The sequence below is a fragment of the Roseibium sp. genome (assembly GCF_048260565.1).
In the GTDB taxonomy this organism is placed as follows: Bacteria; Pseudomonadota; Alphaproteobacteria; order Rhizobiales; family Stappiaceae; genus Roseibium.
In genome coordinates, this window is the sequence record NZ_JBLXGP010000001.1 from 791858 (window position 1) to 810177 (window position 18320).

Annotated in this window: 14 protein-coding genes; 9 read left to right on the forward strand and 5 right to left on the reverse strand. The window is 59.6% G+C overall.

Features of this window, described 5'->3' with window-relative positions:
* The first annotated feature begins 75 nt into the window (after positions 1–75).
* From ACN0SO_RS03570 to ACN0SO_RS03580, 3 genes are all read left to right on the forward strand, one after another.
* A complete protein-coding gene (locus ACN0SO_RS03570) occupies positions 76–876 on the forward strand; it encodes an FAD binding domain-containing protein (RefSeq protein WP_417674582.1) in 801 nt (266 codons plus the stop codon).
* A gap of 271 nt (positions 877–1147) precedes the next feature.
* Positions 1148–2899 carry a type I secretion system permease/ATPase gene (locus tag ACN0SO_RS03575; protein WP_417674584.1) on the forward strand — a complete coding sequence of 584 codons (1752 nt, stop codon included), beginning with the start codon at positions 1148–1150 and terminating at the stop codon, positions 2897–2899.
* Positions 2900–2901: 2 nt separating this feature from the next.
* On the forward strand, positions 2902–4215 hold the full coding sequence (locus ACN0SO_RS03580) for an HlyD family type I secretion periplasmic adaptor subunit (RefSeq protein WP_417674586.1): 1314 nt from the start codon (positions 2902–2904) through the stop codon (positions 4213–4215).
* 21 nt (positions 4216–4236) lie between these two features.
* On the opposite strand, the gene glp is transcribed toward ACN0SO_RS03580, so the two are convergent.
* Genes glp through ACN0SO_RS03605 form a run of 5 tightly spaced genes read right to left on the reverse strand, consistent with a single transcriptional unit; the run spans position 4237 to position 9727 of the window.
* Complete coding sequence (glp, locus tag ACN0SO_RS03585; protein WP_417674588.1) at positions 4237–5442, reverse strand: gephyrin-like molybdotransferase Glp; 1206 nt, start codon at positions 5440–5442, stop codon at positions 4237–4239.
* A gap of 4 nt (positions 5443–5446) precedes the next feature.
* A complete protein-coding gene (moaC, locus tag ACN0SO_RS03590) occupies positions 5447–5956 on the reverse strand; it encodes a cyclic pyranopterin monophosphate synthase MoaC (protein ID WP_417674590.1) in 510 nt (169 codons plus the stop codon).
* A 10-nt stretch (positions 5957–5966) separates the two neighbouring features.
* Positions 5967–6779 carry an indole-3-glycerol phosphate synthase TrpC gene (gene trpC / locus ACN0SO_RS03595; protein ID WP_417674592.1) on the reverse strand — a complete coding sequence of 271 codons (813 nt, stop codon included), beginning with the start codon at positions 6777–6779 and terminating at the stop codon, positions 5967–5969.
* A 4-nt stretch (positions 6780–6783) separates the two neighbouring features.
* Positions 6784–7797, reverse strand: coding sequence for an anthranilate phosphoribosyltransferase (trpD, locus tag ACN0SO_RS03600; RefSeq protein WP_417674594.1), 1014 nt, complete (start codon positions 7795–7797; stop codon positions 6784–6786).
* A 34-nt stretch (positions 7798–7831) separates the two neighbouring features.
* On the reverse strand, positions 7832–9727 hold the full coding sequence (locus ACN0SO_RS03605; RefSeq protein WP_417674596.1) for a SurA N-terminal domain-containing protein: 1896 nt from the start codon (positions 9725–9727) through the stop codon (positions 7832–7834).
* Positions 9728–9955: 228 nt separating this feature from the next.
* On the opposite strand from ACN0SO_RS03605, the gene tpiA reads away from it, so the two are divergent.
* The 6 genes from tpiA to ACN0SO_RS03635 all read left to right on the forward strand — a co-directional run bounded on the left by tpiA (position 9956) and on the right by ACN0SO_RS03635 (position 18319).
* Positions 9956–10714 (forward strand): triose-phosphate isomerase, encoded by a 759-nt coding sequence (gene tpiA / locus ACN0SO_RS03610; RefSeq protein WP_417674598.1) that lies wholly within the window; start codon positions 9956–9958, stop codon positions 10712–10714.
* A gap of 100 nt (positions 10715–10814) precedes the next feature.
* On the forward strand, positions 10815–11195 hold the full coding sequence (secG, locus tag ACN0SO_RS03615; RefSeq protein ID WP_417674600.1) for a preprotein translocase subunit SecG: 381 nt from the start codon (positions 10815–10817) through the stop codon (positions 11193–11195).
* A gap of 132 nt (positions 11196–11327) precedes the next feature.
* On the forward strand, positions 11328–12956 hold the full coding sequence (locus ACN0SO_RS03620; RefSeq protein WP_417674602.1) for a CTP synthase: 1629 nt from the start codon (positions 11328–11330) through the stop codon (positions 12954–12956).
* A 27-nt stretch (positions 12957–12983) separates the two neighbouring features.
* Positions 12984–13817: a VOC family protein gene (locus ACN0SO_RS03625; protein WP_417674604.1), complete on the forward strand. Its 834-nt coding sequence runs from the start codon at positions 12984–12986 to the stop codon at positions 13815–13817.
* A gap of 90 nt (positions 13818–13907) precedes the next feature.
* Positions 13908–15119 (forward strand): efflux RND transporter periplasmic adaptor subunit, encoded by a 1212-nt coding sequence (locus tag ACN0SO_RS03630; RefSeq protein ID WP_417675042.1) that lies wholly within the window; start codon positions 13908–13910, stop codon positions 15117–15119.
* Positions 15120–15124: 5 nt separating this feature from the next.
* Complete coding sequence (locus tag ACN0SO_RS03635) at positions 15125–18319, forward strand: efflux RND transporter permease subunit (RefSeq protein ID WP_417674606.1); 3195 nt, start codon at positions 15125–15127, stop codon at positions 18317–18319.
* Position 18320: the final 1 nt, after the last annotated feature.

The window sequence follows — 18320 nt, forward strand, 5'->3', positions numbered from 1 at the left end:
CCCGGCAATCTGGTTTTAATTTCCGGCATTGGAATCCATCCAACCGGACACCTTGGCCGACAAGGGGAGAAAAACATGTACGAAACGACTTATCATCGCGCCGGTTCGGTGGCTGATGCCGCTTCCATGATGGCGTCTGCCGAAGATGGCAAGTATCTCGGCGGTGGTCAGACATTGCTGCCGACCATGAAACAGAGGCTCGCTGCTCCGAGCGACCTGATTGATCTGGCGAAAATCGCCGACCTGCAGGGAATCAGCGAAGCCGGCGGAGCGATCGTCATCGGTGCCGGTACGACCCATGCGGAGGTTGCATCCTCGGCTGCGGTCAAATCCAAACTCCCGGGCCTTGCGACCCTTGCCGCCGGGATCGGCGATCCGGCGGTCCGCCACAAGGGTACGATCGGTGGCTCGATTGCCAACAACGATCCGGCAGCCGACTATCCGTCCGCCCTGATAGCACTTGGCGCGACGGTAAAGACCAACAAGCGCGAACTGGTGGCAGAAGACTTCTTCACCGGCATGTTCGAAACGGCGCTGGAAGACGATGAAATCGTCACCTCGATCTCGTTCCCGGTCGCCGCGAAATCGGCCTATGCCAAATACCCGAACCCGGCATCCCGGTATGCCATGGCCGGTGTGTTTGTTGCCAAGGGGGCGGATGGTTCGGTCAAGGTGGCCGTAACCGGCGCCGGCCAGGATGGTGTTTTCCGTGTCGGTGAAATGGAAAGTGCCCTCAGCTCCAACTGGTCGCCGGATGCGGTCGCGGGAATTTCCGTTTCCGCCGACAATCTCCTGAGCGACATTCACGGCTCCGCCGCCTACCGCGCCAACCTGGTGACGGTCATGGCCAAGCGCGCGGTTGCCGCCGCCGGATAAAAATAAAGTGTGGCGGGTTCGGTCCGCCGCCATGGATTACTCCAATCCGAAGAGCCGTCCGGTGACCGCCGGGCGGCTTTTTCCATGGTCCGAATTTAGCCACGCCCGACCTTACCGATGTCTCCGATGCACCCTGTCGTTACAATTGGCAGGCTTTGCAAGCTAACGTGGGATAAGGAAACTTTTCTCTTTTTGCCCGTATCGTTACCATGCTAGCGCGAAGCAGGGCCGATTGGCCTCTTCGTTCCACGAGACAGCCAGAGGCCTTCATTTGAAAACGGATCAAGGCGTCAAAGATCACGATGGTCGTACGACGGGAGGCCGAAGCGCTGAAAACCCCGTAACGCGGGCATTCGCGCCTATTCGCTCGGCCTTTGTGGGAATCGCCCTGGTCAGTCTGCTGATCAATATGCTGATGCTGACCGGCCCCCTGTTCATGCTTCAGGTCTACGACCGGGTGCTCGCCAGCGGATCCGTTCCGACCCTTGTTGTCCTCGGCATCCTGGCACTGGTGCTGTATCTGTTTTTCGGCTTTCTCGACGGGCTGCGTAGTCGGACGCTTGCCCGGATCGCGCAAAGGGTGGACGTCCGCCTGACCGGGCTTGTGTACCGGATGTCCAATATGCTCCCCGTCAGGTTGGGCCGCAGGGCCGCACAGCTTCGCCCGGTCGCCGACCTCGATACCATTCGGCAGTTCCTGTCGGGTCCGGGTCCGGGCGCCATTTTCGATATGCCCTGGCTGCCGGTCTATCTGGCCATCGTTTTCCTGTTTCATCCCTTGTTGGGCGTGGTGGCGCTCGGTGGCGGGCTGCTGATCGTCGTTTTCATCATTCTGAACGAAGCCATGTCGCGCGGACCGGTTGCAGATACCGGCCGGGAAGCTTCGCGTCGTTCGGCCGACGTCGAAAGCGGCCAACGCAATGCGGAAGTCGTCAGTGCGATGGGAATGGATGATGCCCTGGCGGACCGGTGGCAGGATCGCAATGACGCCTATCTGGTGTCCCAGCGCATAGCCGCCGACCGAACCGGTTTTTTCGGCACGCTCATCAAGACGGTCCGCTTCATTCTGCAATCCGCAATCCTCGGTGTAGGAGCATGGCTGGCGATCAAGCAGGAGATCACCCCGGGCGTCATGATCGCTGCGTCGATCATGACCTCCAGGGCCCTTTCGCCGATTGAACAGGCCGTGGCTCACTGGCGTGGTTTCGTCGCTAGTCGTCAGGCACTCACCCGTCTGCGGGAGGTCCTGGCTGCCGCACCGTCGAACGCGGATATTCTAGATTTACCGCTGCCCGGCAAGACCCTCGAAGTCGAACAGGTCGCGTGTGGCCCATTCGGAGAACGACTGCCTTTCGTCGTCAATGTGTCCTTCAGACTTCAGGCCGGTGACGGTCTCGGCGTGATCGGGCCTTCCGGCTCCGGAAAATCGACCCTTGCGCGCGCTTTGGTCGGAGCCGCTCCCGCGCTGAATGGAAACATACGTTACGATGGCGCGGACCTTGGTCAGTGGACATCCGCAAAGCGTGGCGAATTCATAGGCTACCTGCCGCAGGATCTGCAACTCTTCGACGGGACGATCGCCGAAAATATCTCCCGGTTCCGTCAGGATGCGGCTTCCGGCGCTATCATAGAGGCGGCCACGCTTGCCGGTGTCCATGAAATGATCGTCGCCTTGCCGGAGGGCTATAATACGGTTATCGGCCGGTCCGGGCGCAACCTTTCCGCCGGCCAGCGCCAGAGGATCGCCCTGGCGAGAGCGCTTTACGGCAATCCCTTCCTGATCGTTCTGGACGAACCCAATTCCAATCTGGATGCGGAGGGAGAGGCCGCGCTCGTCAATGCCATCAAGACGATGCGGGAACGCAAGTCCATCGTTGTCGTGATCGCACATCGGCCGAGCGCCATCGCGACCGTCGACAGGATCCTGTGCCTGCAGGAAGGCCGGATGACGGCCTTCGGGCCGAAGGACGAAGTCCTGAAGAAGGTCGTTCAGCCGGTCCCGGCTGCGAGACTGCAGAGGTGACCATGCCCGATAGAAGCAAACAGACAGGCAGGCGGAATTCCGATGAGGTGCTACGGCGCGCCATCCGGCGCCATCTGCTGATTGCCGCCTTTGCGGCCCTGGTCGTGGTCGGAGGCATTGGCGGGTGGGCTGCCTTTGCGGAGATCTCCGGAGCGGTGGTTACACCGGCGACCGTCGTGGTGCAGAGCAACGTCAAACACGTTCAGCACCGGGAAGGCGGGATCGTCAAGGAGATCATGGTCAGGGACGACGATGTGGTATCCGCCGGGGACCTGCTCATCCGGCTCGATGATACCGTAACGCGTGCAAACCTCTCTGCGATCACAAAGCAACTGGGCGAATTGAAGGCCCAAGAGGCCCGGCTTCGGGCGGAGCGGGACGGCAGGCAACGGATCGCATTTTCCGATGACGCCATTCCGGACGATATCAAACGCGGTCAGCAACTGCTGTTGGAAGCCCGTCAGGCCAGCAATGCAGGAAGAAAGGACCAACTGCTGGAACAGATCCGGCAGTTCAACAAGCAGGCGGAAGGACTGCAGGCCCAACTCGAAGCCAAGGTAGCGGAGATAAAGCTGATCGACGAGGAACTCGCCGATCTGGACGCCCTGCTCAAAAAACAGCTGGTCTCAAAGAGCCGCGTGTCGGCGCAACGCCGCGAACGGGCGCGGTTGCAGGGGCAATACGGGTCATTCCTGTCCGAGATCGCCCGGATCCAGGAAGGGATCAGCGAACGAAAGATACAGATCCTGCAGATCGAAGAGAGCTATCGGGCGGAGCTTCTGGAGAACCTCCATGAAACCCGCTCGCAGATTGCTCAGCTTGAGGAACAGAAGATCGCCGCTGAAGACAAGTTGACCCGGATCGATATCAGGTCCCCGCAGAACGGCTATGTTCATGAGTTGGCTGTCCACACGATCGGCGGTGTCGTGACGCCGGGTGAAATCCTGATGTCGATCGTTCCCCGCGCCGACAGGCTTGTCATAGAAGCGAAGGTCAAGCCGGTGGATATCGACGAGCTGACGCCGGGCCAGGAGGCCATTGTCCGTTTCCCGAGTTTCGATCGTCGGACCACGCCCGAACTGAAGGCGATATTGCTGACCGTATCTGCGGACCTGACGATGGATCAGCGTACAGGCGCTGGATACTATACCGCGCGTCTTACCATTGAGGACGACGAACTGGCCCGCCTGGAAGGGAGCGTTCTTGTGCCAGGGATGCCGGTGGAAGTCTTCATGAAGACGCAGGAGCGGACCGTTCTGAGCTATCTCATCAAACCGGTTTCCGATCAGATCGCGCACGCCATGCGCGAACACTGACAAACGGAAACAAACTGCGTTTCAGAGCCGGACAATCGGTACGCTTGCGCCGGCCTTGAGGGCAGGGGCATGGGGCGGTCGGACGATCAGGGCCCCGGACCGGGCGAGCAGGGCCAGCATGGAACTGTCCTGTTTGCCGAAGGGCGTGGCGATCAATTTGCCATCGGGGCCTTGAGACAACTCCGCACGGACATAGTCCTGCCTCCGGTCGTTCTCGCCGATATCTGCCCCGAGGATAGCCTGACTTTCCTGCGTCGCCGCCTGTTCCTGACCCAGCATGGCAGCGAGCAGCGGTTTCAGGAACAGCAGCCCGCAGACGAGGCTTGAAACCGGATTGCCGGGGAGCCCGAGCACCTTGGTCGCGCCAAGATGACCGGCCATGAGCGGTTTGCCAGGGCGCATGGCGATCCGCCAGAAGGCGAGATCCATGCCTTCGGCACCGAGCACATCCTGAACCAGGTCATGGTCGCCGACCGAAGCCCCTCCCAGGGTGACCAGAATATCCGCCTGTGCCTCGATTGCCTGGCGGACGTGGCCGGCCATGGCAATGGAATCGTCCGGAGAGATGCCGAGATCCAGAGGCACGCCGCCGCAGTCCTCGACGAGCGCGGAAATGCCGAGATGGTTGGAAGCGATGATCTGATCCGGGCCGGGTTCTGTTCCAGGCTGCACCAGTTCGTCTCCGGTCGCCAGGATGGCGACCACCGGCTTTTTATGGACCGGCAGCCGGGCGTGGTTCATGGCGGCGGCAAGGGCGAGGTCGCGATAACCGAGTTTGCGCTGCGCCCTCAGAAGCACTTCGCCTTCCATAAAGTCGAGACCGGCCGGCCGCACGAAGGCGCCGAACGCCGGGCATTCGAGCGCCGTAACAGTGTCGCCGTCACGGGTCGTATCTTCCTGGATCAGGATCGTATCGGCGCCTTCCGGCACCGGCGCGCCGGTAAAGATCCGTACGGTCTCGCCGTCGCCGATGCAGCCGGCAAAGCCATGACCGGCCGGCGCTTCGCCGATAACCTTCAAACGGGCAGGGATTTCGGCCAGATCGGCATGCCGAACGGCATAACCGTCCATTGCCGATGCGGCAAAAGGCGGCTGGGTCCGGGTCGAGGCCATATCCTCGCTCAGGATCCGTCCGTTGGCGTCTGCCAGAGCGACCCATTCGGTAGGACGCGGTGTCACGCCATCCAGTAGATGGGCCAGCGCTTCGGCAACGGGCATAAGGCTCATGGGGTTACGTCCCGCCGGTGCCGCCATCGGCGGCCGTCCAGTGACCGGATTTTCCGCCGGCTTTTTCCAGGAGTCTGATATCTCCGATGATCATACCGCGATCGACCGCCTTGGCCATGTCATAGATGGTCAGGCAGGCAACTGAACAGGCCGTCAGGGCCTCCATCTCCACACCGGTCTGGCCACTGACCTTGGCGGTCGCCTGAACCCGCAGGCCCGGAAGCGTGTCGTCCGGCGTGATGTCGATGCTGATCTTGGACAGGAGCAGAGGATGGCAGAGCGGGATCAGTTCATGAGTCTTTTTCGCCGCCATGATGCCGGCAATGCGGGCCGCGCCGATAACATCGCCTTTCTTGGCGTTTCCGGAACGGATTAGTTCCAGCGTCTCGGGCTGCATGGTAACGGAACCGCAGGCGACCGCGATCCGCGACGTGACGTTTTTCTCTGACACGTCGACCATGTTGGCCGAACCGGTATCATCCAGATGGGTCAGCTTGGCCGTCTTTTCACTCATGGGTCGAGCCTTATTCCGCGGCCTTGAGGGCATTGTGCCGCAGCAGGGATCGGGTCGCCGCAGCGACATCGTCCTGGCGCATCAGGCTTTCCCCGATCAGGAACGTGGAAATGCCGACCTTGTGCATCCGGTCAAGGTCGGCAGGCGTAAACAGCCCGGATTCGCCGACGATGATCCGCTCCGAAGGCACCATTGGAGCCAGCAGTTCACTGGTTTCAAGCCTGGTCTCGAACGTTTTGAGGTTCCGGTTGTTGATGCCGAAGAGTTTGGAATTGAGCCGGAGCGCCCGCTCCAGTTCCTCTTCGTTATGCACCTCAAGAAGCACGTCCATGCCCAGTTCGAAAGCCGTGTCCTCAAGAGCATTGGCCGTTGCGTCATCGACCGCAGCAAGGATGATCAGGATGCAATCGGCCCCCCAGGCGCGGGCCTCATGAACCTGATAGGTGTCATAGAGGAAGTCCTTGCGCAGTGCCGGCAGCGATACGGCGCTGCGGGCTGCATTCAGAAATTCCGGCTTGCCCTGAAACGACGGCGTGTCTGTGAGTACGGACAGGCAGGCCGCCCCGCCGGCTTCATAGGCCTTTGCCAGGGCAGGGGGATCGAAATCCTCCCGGATCAGCCCCTTGGACGGGCTTGCCTTCTTGATCTCCGCAATCAATGCGTAGTGGCCGTTTGCGAGCTTTGTTTCGATCGCTTTTTGAAATCCGCGCGGCGCTTCAACGTCCCGGGCCGCGGCCTTGAGGTCAGCCAGCGTCACGGCGCTTTTGGCAGCTTCGATCTCCGCCCGCTTGTAGGCTTCGATTTTTTTCAGAATATCGGCCATGTCTTTATCCGTTGGACGTTGCGACCAGTCGTTCGAGTCGGTCTGCCGCCGAGCCGCTGTCGATCGACTCCGCGGCCGCATCGACGCCGTCTTTCAAAGTGCCGCAATGGCCCGCGACCAAAAGCGAAGCGGCGGCATTAAAAAGCACGACATCCCGGTAGGCGTTCCTGGCGCCACTCAGGACGTCGCGAAGCGCATGCGCGTTCTCCGCTGGCGTGCCGCCCTTCAGATCGGCAGGGTTCGCCACCGGTAGGCCAACGTCGTTCGGGTTGATTTCAAAGGACCTGATGTTGCCGCCGTCGAGTTCGGTGACATAGGTCGGCCCGGTGGTCGTGATTTCGTCCATGCCGTCGGACCCGTGAACCACCCAGACCCGCTCGGAGTTCAGGTTTTTCAGCACTTCCGCGATCGGTTCCACCCACTGACGCGCAAAGACGCCGACCAGTTGCCGTTTGACGCTCGCCGGATTGGACAGCGGGCCGAGCAGGTTAAAGATCGTCCGCGTCGCCAATTCGACCCGGGTCGGACCGACGTGCTTCATGGCCGCATGGTGCATCGGCGCGAACATGAAGCCGATACCTGCCGACTTGATGCAGTCCGCGATCTTGTCCGGACCGATATCGATATTCACGCCCAGTTCGGCAAGCGCCTCCGCCGCGCCGGATTTCGACGACAGGGAACGGTTGCCGTGTTTGGCGACCGGAATACCGCACCCGGCGACCACAAGGGCCGTGCAGGTTGAGATATTGTAGCTGCCGGTGTTGTCACCGCCGGTCCCGACAATATCGATGGCATTTGCCGGCGCACTGACCGGCAACATCTTGGAGCGCATCGTTTCGACGGCGCCGGTCACTTCATCGACGGTTTCACCACGCACGCGCAGGGACATAAGGAAACCGCCCAACTGCGAAGGTGTCGCTTCCCCCGACAGGATAATCTCAAAGGCCGAACGTGCCTCGACGGCATTCAGGGAGGTGCCGTCAGCAACCTTGGCAATGAAATCCTTGAACGTCTTCATTTCCTGTCCACTCTTGCGCGGTTTCCGGCCGGTATCAGTTGGTGGCCCCAAGGCCGAGCACATCGGCAATTCCGGCTTCATTGACATGAATGCCTGCCTTCGTCTCGACATTGGAGATGTACTGATTGAGCAGCGAATCCTGAAGCTGGCTGGCGAGTTGCGTTTTGAGCGCAGCGTTCGCGGGATCGGCCTCGTTGAACTCGGAGGTTTTGCGGGCTGTGACCTTGATTACCAGTCGCCCGACCTTGTCGGCTGCTTCGACGTCAAAAACCGAGCCTTCCGCTCCGTCGAATGCCTGGCTGGCCGCCGCTCCGCTGATGTCTCCGGCTGCAACATTCCGGACTATGCCGTCCGCGGTCTTCAGCTCCAGGCCGTTGCTTTCCGCAAGAGCGGCCATATCGGTTCCGGATCTGGCTTTTTCGGCCAACTCGGTCGCCTTTTCAGCAAGTCTCTTTTCGACTTCGGCTTCTTTCCAGGCAGCAATTACCTGGTCCTTGACCTCGTCGAGCGTGCGGTCGCGCGAGGGAATGACTTCGTCGACCTCGTACCAAAGGAAGCCGCGGGCGCCTAGTTGCAGCGGATCGTTTTCGACCCCGACATCGCTGTCGAAGACGCCGGCAATCAGATCCTTCGCGTCCGGCAGGTCTACCTTGGCTTCCGCCTGGTTCTTGCCTGCGGAATCGATGGCGTCAGGCGTCGTTATATCCAGGTGGAAGCGTTCCGCGACTTCCTTGAGCTTCGCCCCGCCTGCGCGGGCGTCTTCGATCTCTCCAAGCAGATCGAGAACTTCACGTTCAGCCTGTTCCCTGGCGAGCGTGACCTTGATGTCGTCCTTGACTTCTTCAAACGGCTTGGTTTTTTCCGGTTGAATTTCGAGCACGTTCAGGATGATCGACGAGAACCGCCCCTCAACGACATCACTGGTTTTGCCTTCCTCGAGCGTAAAGGCCGCGTCGCCAATGGCCGGGTCGAGGAAATCCCCCTTGGCCATCAGGCCAAGATAGACGTCGTTGTCCGTCAGGTTGAGCTCCTTCATCAGATCGTCGAAGGACATTCCGGTAGCCAGCTTGTCCGCTGCCGCCTTGGCGTCTTCCGATTTGGTGAAGGACAACTGACGAACCTTGCGTTTTTCGGGCTCGTGATACTGTTGCTTGTTGGCCTCATATTCGGCATGCGCGTCTTCGTCAGAGATGTCGTCCGGACGGGCAATGGTCGAGGGGGTCAGCTGCAATAGCGTGATTTTGCGGTATTCAGGCGCCTTGAATTTCGCCTTTTCGGCTTCAAAAAAGGCCTGCAGCGTTGCTTCATCCGGATCCGCGATCTCGTCGAGGTTTGACGGTTCGATGAGCAGATAGGCCACATCGCGGGATTCGCTCTGGTAGTCGTGCAGCACTTTCAGATAAGCGGTCGGAACCACCATCCCGCCGGAAATCGCCTGCGCAAGCTGCTGGCGCTCCGCAAGGGCGCGCTGTTCCATGACAAATTCGTCCTCGGATATGCCGTTGTTGCGCAAAATCTGCTTCAACAGGTTGGGGTCATAAGATCCCGCACTCCTGAACGATGGATCCTGCTGAATCTGAACGGATAATTTTTCATCGGATATGCCGAGGTTCATCGTCCGGGCATTTTCGTTCAGGGCCGCTTCGGCGATCAGCGTGCCAAGCGTCTGCTGTGGGATCCCGAGCTGAGCGCCTTCCTTGGTGGAAAGCGGGCGTCCGAGTTGCTGTCCGAACCGGTTCAGATCCCGACGATACGCACGGTCGAAGTCCTGCAGGGAGATTTCGGTTCCACCCACCTTGGCAGCGACGTTTTGACCGAACCCATTCCTGAGCACATCGGCAACGCCCCATACGCCAAAACTCAGAACCAGAAGAGCGATGAAGATTTTGGCAACCCAGGTGCCGGCGCCCTTGCGCAGCGCGTCGAGCATGATTTCTCCCGTCTTTTCCGTTTGGCCGGCACAATCTCCGCGCCGGAATTTCTTTTCGGCTCGTGGCCGAAGCGGGCGGATCATAATGAGGCATGCCCACTCCGGCAAGGCGGACAAGCAAATGAAAGCAACGCAATCGCGCACAATAATTTGCAAGTGCCCGGCCGTTATGGGTTATAGAGGCGCATCAGACGCAGAATTCAAGCATTTCAGGGAGATTTCGTGGGAATGACAGCGCAGATCAAGCCGCTTGTTGCAGGCAATTGGAAGATGAACGGCCTGACCGCCAGCGTGGATGAGCTGAACAAGATCACCGCCGGCCTGTCGACCGATCTCGCCGGGAAGGTCGATACGATGATCTGCGGCCCCGCCACTCTCACGTATCTTCTGGCAAAAGCAGCTTCCGGAACGCCGGTACAGATCGGCGGTCAGGATTGTCATTATGCCGAAAGCGGTGCCCATACAGGCGATATCTCCGCTGAAATGCTTGCCGACACCGGAGCCAGCGCCGTCATCGTCGGCCATTCGGAGCGGCGGACGGACCATGGCGAAACCAATGCGACGGTCAACGCCAAGGCGGAAGCCGCCTGGCGGGCGGGTCTGACAGCAATCGTCTGCGTCGGAGAAACGGAAGCCGAACGCAAGGCCGGCGACACACTCAAGGTGGTGGAGTACCAGCTTGCCGGTTCCATTCCCGACGGGGCCACCCCGGAGACCTGCATTGTCGCCTATGAGCCGGTCTGGGCCATCGGCACGGGCCTGACCCCGACACCTGCCGACGTGGCCGAGGTGCACAAGGCCATGCGCGAAGCGCTTACAGGCCGCTTTGGAGCGGCCGGTGCGTCCATGCGCCTTCTCTACGGCGGCTCGGTCAAGCCGGGCAATGCGGCCGAACTCATGGCCGTCGCCAATGTCGATGGCGCCCTTGTCGGTGGTGCAAGCCTGAAGGCAGACGACTTTCTGGGAATCTGCGCCGCTTACGCCTGAAGACTTGTCCCTTCGATCAGGAAACACACATTCAAGGGTGGAAAGGCGGCGACACCTGGTGTAGAAGGCCGCCAAACTTGAACAATCGGATTGGCCCACGATGGAAACCGTAGTCATCGTCATACACTTGATGGTCGTCCTGGCCCTGGTGCTCGTTGTCCTGTTGCAGCGCTCCGAAGGCGGCGCGCTCGGAATGGGCGGCGGCGGCGGAGGCGGCGGCCTCATGAGCAGCCGAGGCACGGCGAACGTCCTGACCCGCGCGACCGCAATTCTCGCAGTCGTCTTCTTCGCGACCTCGATCGGTCTCAGCCTGATTGCTGAAATGAAAGATCGTCCCGGCGCGATTCTGGATGCGGCTCCTGTGGCAGCACCGTCCGCGCCGGCGACCAGCGAAGGCGGAAACGGTGTGCTTGATTCGCTCAAGCAGGAAGAAAACCAGCAGCAACAGCCTGCCGGGCCGCAGGTTCCGACCGCTCAGTAAGCGTTTGAGGTGGCTCCCCACCGGATTTAATCGACATCAAATGCCCTGCGACACAAACGCAGGGCATTTTTATGTGCTTAACGAAACTCCCGAGTGGTCAATCGGCCCTCGGCAACGATATGGTATTGCTCCATGGCGCGATACATTTTCATCACTGGCGGCGTGGTTTCCTCGCTTGGTAAAGGTCTGGCTTCCGCGGCTCTCGGAGCATTGCTCCAGGCACGCGGATACAAGGTTCGGCTGCGTAAGCTCGATCCCTATCTGAACGTCGATCCGGGCACCATGAGCCCGTATCAGCATGGCGAATGCTTCGTAACGGACGACGGGGCGGAAACCGACCTCGATCTCGGCCACTACGAACGGTTCACCGGTCGTCCCGCGAACCAGCGGGATAACATCACCACCGGCAGAATTTATCAGGACATCATCGCCAAAGAGCGGCGTGGCGATTATCTGGGCGGTACCGTCCAGGTGATTCCCCATGTCACCGATGCGATCAAGAATTTCGTCCTGGACGGCAACGAGGACTATGACTTCGTGCTTGTCGAAATCGGCGGCACGGTCGGCGATATCGAGGGGCTGCCTTTCTTCGAAGCGATTCGTCAGCTCGGCAATGATCTGCCGCGCGGCGATGCGGTCTATGTCCATCTGACTTTGATGCCGTTCATCGCAAGCGCCGGAGAAATGAAGACCAAGCCGACCCAGCATTCGGTCAAGGAACTTCGTTCCATCGGTATTCAGCCGGATATTCTGATGATCCGATGCGACCGGCCGATACCGGACAATGAAAAGCGCAAGCTGTCGCTGTTCTGTAACGTGCGCGAGTCCGCGGTCATTCCGGCCTATGACGTGAAGTCGATCTACGATGTGCCGATCGCCTACCACAAGGAGGGCCTCGACGACGAAGTGCTCGCAGCCTTCGGCATCAAGGGGGCGCCGGCGCCGGTGCTCGACCGTTGGGAAGGGATTTCCGACCGCATCGCCAATCCGGAAGGCGAGGTCACGATTGCCATCGTCGGCAAATACACCGTTTTGAAAGACGCCTATAAATCACTGATCGAGGCGTTGGTTCACGGCGGGATCGCCAATCAGGTCAAGGTCAACATCGAGTGGATCGAATCGGAAACCTTCGAAAAGGAGGATCCCAGTCCCTATCTTGAAGGCGTTCACGGCATTCTCGTGCCCGGCGGTTTCGGCGAACGCGGATCGGAAGGCAAGATCGCGGCGGCGGCATTCGCCCGTACCCGCAAGGTGCCATATTTCGGCATCTGTTTCGGCATGCAAATGGCAGTGATCGAGGCTGCCCGCGATCTCGCCGGCATCAAGGATGCGAGTTCCACCGAATTCGGTCCGTCAAAGGAACCGGTCGTGGGCCTGATGACCGAATGGACCAAGGGAAACAAGCGCGAGGTGCGTGGCGAGGATGACGACATGGGGGGCACCATGCGCCTCGGCGCCTATCCGGCAGCCCTGAAGCCCGGATCGCGGATCGCGGAGATTTACGGGGCGACGTCGATTTCCGAACGCCACCGTCATCGCTATGAAGTCAACATCGGCTATCGCGAACAGCTGGAAGCCTGCGGCCTGATTTTCGCAGGAACCTCGCCGGACGGTGTTTTGCCCGAAACGGTCGAGATCGCCGATCACCCCTGGTTCATCGGCGTTCAATATCATCCGGAATTGAAGTCCCGGCCGTTCGAGCCGCACCCGCTGTTTGCATCCTTCATCGAGGCGGCGATTCATCAAAGCCGTCTGGTTTAAGACGAACAGGCTGATCGGAGAAACGGGATGGTGCATGGACTGGATCACTTGGTCGTTGCCGTGCAGGATCTCGATGCGGCCGGCAGCGCATGGGAAAAGCTGGGGTTCACGGTTACACCTGAAGCCAGACATCCCTGGGGAACGGCGAACCGACTGATTCAGTTCGATGGGTTTTTCGTCGAACTGCTTTCGGTCGCAGACGAAAGCCTGATACGTGAAGCCGGAACCGGGGAGTTCTCCTTCGGCGCCTTCAACCGCGATTTCCTGAAGAAACGCCAAGGCGGGTCGATGGTGGTTTTCGAAAGCCGGGATCCGGATCAGGACCGTGCGTCTTTCGAAAAGCATCATTTGCAGACCTATGCGCCGTTTTCGTTCGAACGCGAGGCAAAGGCGCCGGACGGTTCGGTTCGCAAGGTTGCTTTCGATCTGACATTCGTTACGGATCCTTTGGCGCCCGATATCGGCTACTTCACCTGCCGCAACCGCTTTCCGGAGAATTTCTGGAAAGCGGAATACCAGGCACATGCCAATGGTGCGGCCTCAGTCGACGAGATCGTCCTCGTCGCCAAGGACCCCTGCGATCATCACGAGTTCCTTGGAAGTCTGATGGAGCAGAGGGAAATGCGCGCAACCAGTCTCGGACTCGAGCTGAAGACGCCCCGCGGACGCGTGCAGGTTCTCACACCGGACGCCTATTCCCGGTTGTTCGGCCAGGAGGCATTCGAGGGGCTGCCCGTGGACCTGCCGGCAATCGCCGCTCTGGGTATCAAGTGCCGGGGAATCATGGCTCGCAAAGTTATCCCGGCGCAGTCCCTTTTCGGCTTGACCCTGGTATTAGGCCCCACGGAAACCGGCGGCTGAAACAGCACTTTGGCCGTTCTCACCACCTTTGTCCTCCCAATACGCCCGTAAAAGTCAGTCTTCGTTCATTAACCGCTTGTTTTGGCAGTGATGTGCCTTTTAGTTTGGCGTAGAGTTCAGACCATCGCCTGCGGATTTTTGGGGAGCCGGACATTGGCACTTTTTCTTTCGACCAGACATTTCAACCGCTTGATAATCCCCGGTCTGGTGCTTGGAGCATTGGTGGCCTGCCAAAAACAGGAAGAGCAGGCCAAGGCGCCGCCGCCCGCAGTCAGTGTCGCCGGCATACAGGAAAAAAACATTCGGGACAGCACGACTTTCATCGGTCAGGTGGCAGCAATCGACAAGGTATCGCTGGTTGCGCGCGTGAGCGGATTTCTGGAAGACAAGGCGGTTCAGGACGGCAAGAAGGTCAAAAAGGACGAATTGATCTTCAAGATAGAAAAAGATCAGTATGTGGCAGCCGTTGACAAGGCCAAGGCCGATCTTGCCAGCGCACAGGCCGATGACGCGCTGAAACTGGCAAATCTGAACCGCGATCGCGATCTCTATCAGAAGGGGCATATTTCCGAAGCGGCCTTCCAATCCACTCAGGCTCAGAAAGCGCAGTCGGATGCCTCGGTACAGGCGGCCCAGGCTGCACTCGATCAGGCCCAGCTGAACCTGAGTTATACGGATATCTCCGCCCCCTTCGAAGGGGTGCTCGGCAAGACCACCTACAGTGTGGGCGAAGTGGTCGGTCCGTCGTCGCAGCCGCTCGCGACCCTGATTCGTGTCGCTCCTGTCTATGTCAATTTCGCCGTCAGCGAAGCCGAGTATCTGAATGCCCTGAAAACCCACGGCATCAATCCTGATGACATCAAGCCGGAAAACACGCCGAACCTGAGCCTGATACTCCCCAACGGGGACACTTTTGACGAAACGGGTAAAGTTGTTTTCATCGACAACAAGGTGGATCCGAAGACCGGGACCATTTCCTTCCGTGGCCTGTTCGACAACAAGAGTTGGACACTGCTCGACGGCACGTTCGTGAATGTAGTCATTGAATCCAAGGAAGAGAAAAAGGCCCTCGTCGTCCCACAGGCCGCGGTTCAGCGAGATCAGCGCGGCAGCTTCGTGCTGGTCGTCAATGCGCAGAATACGGTGGAGCAGAGATACGTCGAACTCGGCGCGCAGGTCGACAGCGATTTCGTCGTCAACAAGGGGTTGCAGAGCGGCGAGAAAGTCATCGTCCAGGGATTGCAGAAAGTGCGGCCCGGCGTGCCTGTTAACGCGTCCCTTGCTTCGAAGCCGGCGGAGTAGCGTTCATGTTGTCCGTTTTTTTCATCTACCGCCCCAAGTTCGCACTCGTCATTTCTCTGGTGATCACGATCGCCGGCATGCTCGGTTACCTGGCACTTCCGGTCGAGCAGTTTCCCAACATCACGCCGCCGGTGGTCAACGTGTCGGCGACCTACACCGGCGCTAATGCCGAAGTCCTGGAAGAAACGGTGGCGGCGCCCATCGAGGCGCAGGTGAACGGCGTCGACAACATGATCTACATGTCGTCGAACAGTTCCGACAGCGGTAACTACTCCTTGAATGTGACCTTCGCCGTCGGCACCGATCCGGACATTGCCACCGTCAATGTCCAAAACCGCGTCAGCCAGGCGACGAGCCAATTGCCGAGCGAAGTCACCGCGAACGGCGTTACGGTGCAGAAAGCATCCACCAACATGTTGCTGGTGGTCACGCTATATTCCCCCAAAGGGACCTATGACGAGGTCTTCCTGTCCAACTACGCCTCCATCAATCTCAAGGATTCGCTGGCCCGTGTGCCCGGTGTCGGCAAGGCGGACGTCCTGACGGATTTTGCCTATGGGATGCGGATCTGGCTCGATCCGGACAAGCTCGCCAACCTGGGCATGGCACCGGCAGACTTCATTTCTGCTGTCCGGGATCAGAATATCCAGGTTGCGGCCGGTCAGATCGGCGCCCCACCCGTGCCGAAAGGGCAGCAGTTTCAGTACACGATCAAGGCAAAGGGCCGCCTTTCCACCGTAGAGGATTTTGAGAAAATCGTTCTGCGAACCGGGGACGACGGCGCAATCGTACGCATCGGCGATGTCGCCCGTGTCGAACGAGGCGCACAATTCTATTCGGCAAGCGGTGAATTCAACGGCAAGCCGGCGACGGTTCTGGCGATCTACCAGGCGCCCGGTGCCAATGCAATCGCTGTGGCTGAGGGCGTCGTCAGCCGGTTGAAGGAGCTTTCGCAGGCATTCCCGGATGACATCGATTATCAAATTCCGTTCGACACGACGGAGTTTGTCCAGACGTCACTCGACGACGTGGTCACCACACTGTTCATCACCTTTGCCCTGGTGGTGTCTGTGGTGTTCATCTTCCTGGGTAACTGGCGGGCCACCATCATACCGATGGTCGCTATTCCGGTGTCGCTGATCGGGACGTTCGCCGTGCTGCTGCTGTTCGGCATGTCCCTCAATACCATTTCTCTTTTCGCCCTCGTGCTCGCCATCGGGATCGTGGTCGATGACGCCATCGTGGTGGTTGAGAATGTGGAACGGATCCTGGCCGAAGAAGGCCTCGACCCGAAAGCCGCAACGGCCAAGGCAATGCAGCAGATCATGGGGCCGGTGATCGCAACGACACTGGTTCTGCTGGCCGTTTTCGTTCCCACCGTCTTCATGCCGGGCATTACCGGGAAGCTTTATTCCCAGTTCGCGGTCACGATTTCGGTGTCCGTCGTCATTTCCTCCATCAACGCGCTGACACTGTCGCCGGCGCTATGCGGTCTCATTCTGAAGCGCCGAAGCGGTCCGCCCAAGGGATTGATGGGGGTCTTCGACAAGAGCATCACGGGCGTCCGCAACGGGTATTCGGCGGTCGTCAGCCGGCTGGTGCGGGTTGCCGTCATCGGGGTGATCGGCGTGGGCGGGGCGCTCGCATTGATCGCCTTTCTGGGTGGTCGTCTGCCTCAAGGCTTCCTGCCTCTGGAAGACCAGGGCTACCTGATGGTCGACATCCAATTGCCTGACGGCGCGTCGCTGCAAAGAACGAAAGAGGTGACCAAGGGACTGGTGGAAACCGTTTCCCAAACACCTGGTGTCGCCAGTGTCGTTACGGTCAACGGCTTTTCGATCCTGAATTCGGCGCTCTCCTCGAATTCCGCCATGATCATCGCAACGATGGATAACTGGAACGAACGTAAGGCACCTTCGCTGAGTATCGATGCGATCCTGTCCAAGTTTCGGGGTGATTTCGCCACTGTACCGAGTGCAAATATCATCGCCTTCAATCCGCCGCCCATTCCGGGACTGGGAACGACCGGCGGCGTTCAGATGATGGTCCAGCAGACCGGAGGCGGTTCGCCTCAGGATCTGGCGTCCGCGGCCGGTTCCCTGGTCTATTCGGCAAATCAGGATCCGGACATAGCGCTTTCCTATACGACTTATCGGGCCAACGTGCCCCAGGTTTTCGTGGATCTCGACCGGGAAAAGGCCAAGACCATAGGTGTCGATGTCGCGGATGTGTTTTCCACGCTCCAAGCGTATCTCGGATCTTACTACATCAACGACTTCAACCTCTTCGGTCGGGTCTACAAGGTCATGATCCAGGCGGATGGAGACTACCGCAACAAGGTGGATGATATCGGCAAGCTCTATGTCCGGGCGTCCGACGGCACGATGGTGCCGATGCAGTCCCTGGTGACGACGAAGAACGTGTTCGGTCCGCAAACGCTTACCCGGTACAACATGTTCCGTTCCGCATCCGTGAACGGCGAACCGGCACCGGGGGCTTCCACGGGCGTCGTGATCAATGGCATGCAGACCGCAGCCACAACAGCCCTGCCGTCGGGTTACACATACGAATGGACCGGAACCGCGTTGCAGCAGGAGGGCTCGGGGAATCTGGTCATCTACATTCTGCTGCTGTCGATCCTGTTCGCATATCTGTTCCTTGTGGCCCAGTATGAGAGTTGGAGCATGCCGTTCGCCATCCTGATGTCGGTGTCGATCGCTCTTCTCGGGGCTTTTGTCGCAGTCTTTGTGTCCGGCGGCGACATCAATCTCTATACCCAGATCGGTATGATCATGCTGGTCGGCATGGGCGCCAAAAATGCTATCCTGATCGTCGAATTCGCCATGGAGCAGAGGGCTGACGGGAAATCGATTCTCAGCGCGGCCAAGGAGGCAGCCCACCTTCGATTCAGGGCGGTGATGATGACGGCCCTGTCGTTCCTGCTTGGTGTGGTTCCCCTGGTGACGGCGAGCGGGGCGGGTGCCGCCAGTCAGAAGGCTATCGGCATTGCCGTCTTCGGCGGAATGGCCTTCGCGTCCAGCCTGGGCGTGCTGATTATCCCGTCGCTCTACGTGTCGCTGCAGGTGCTCCGTGAGAAGGTCAAAGGCCAGTTCCGGGGTGTGGATACCCCAGGCGGCCCCGGCAGCGGACAAACGGATGAGGAATCAGGCGAAGGCGAGGCGACTCCCTCGACCGCCTGAC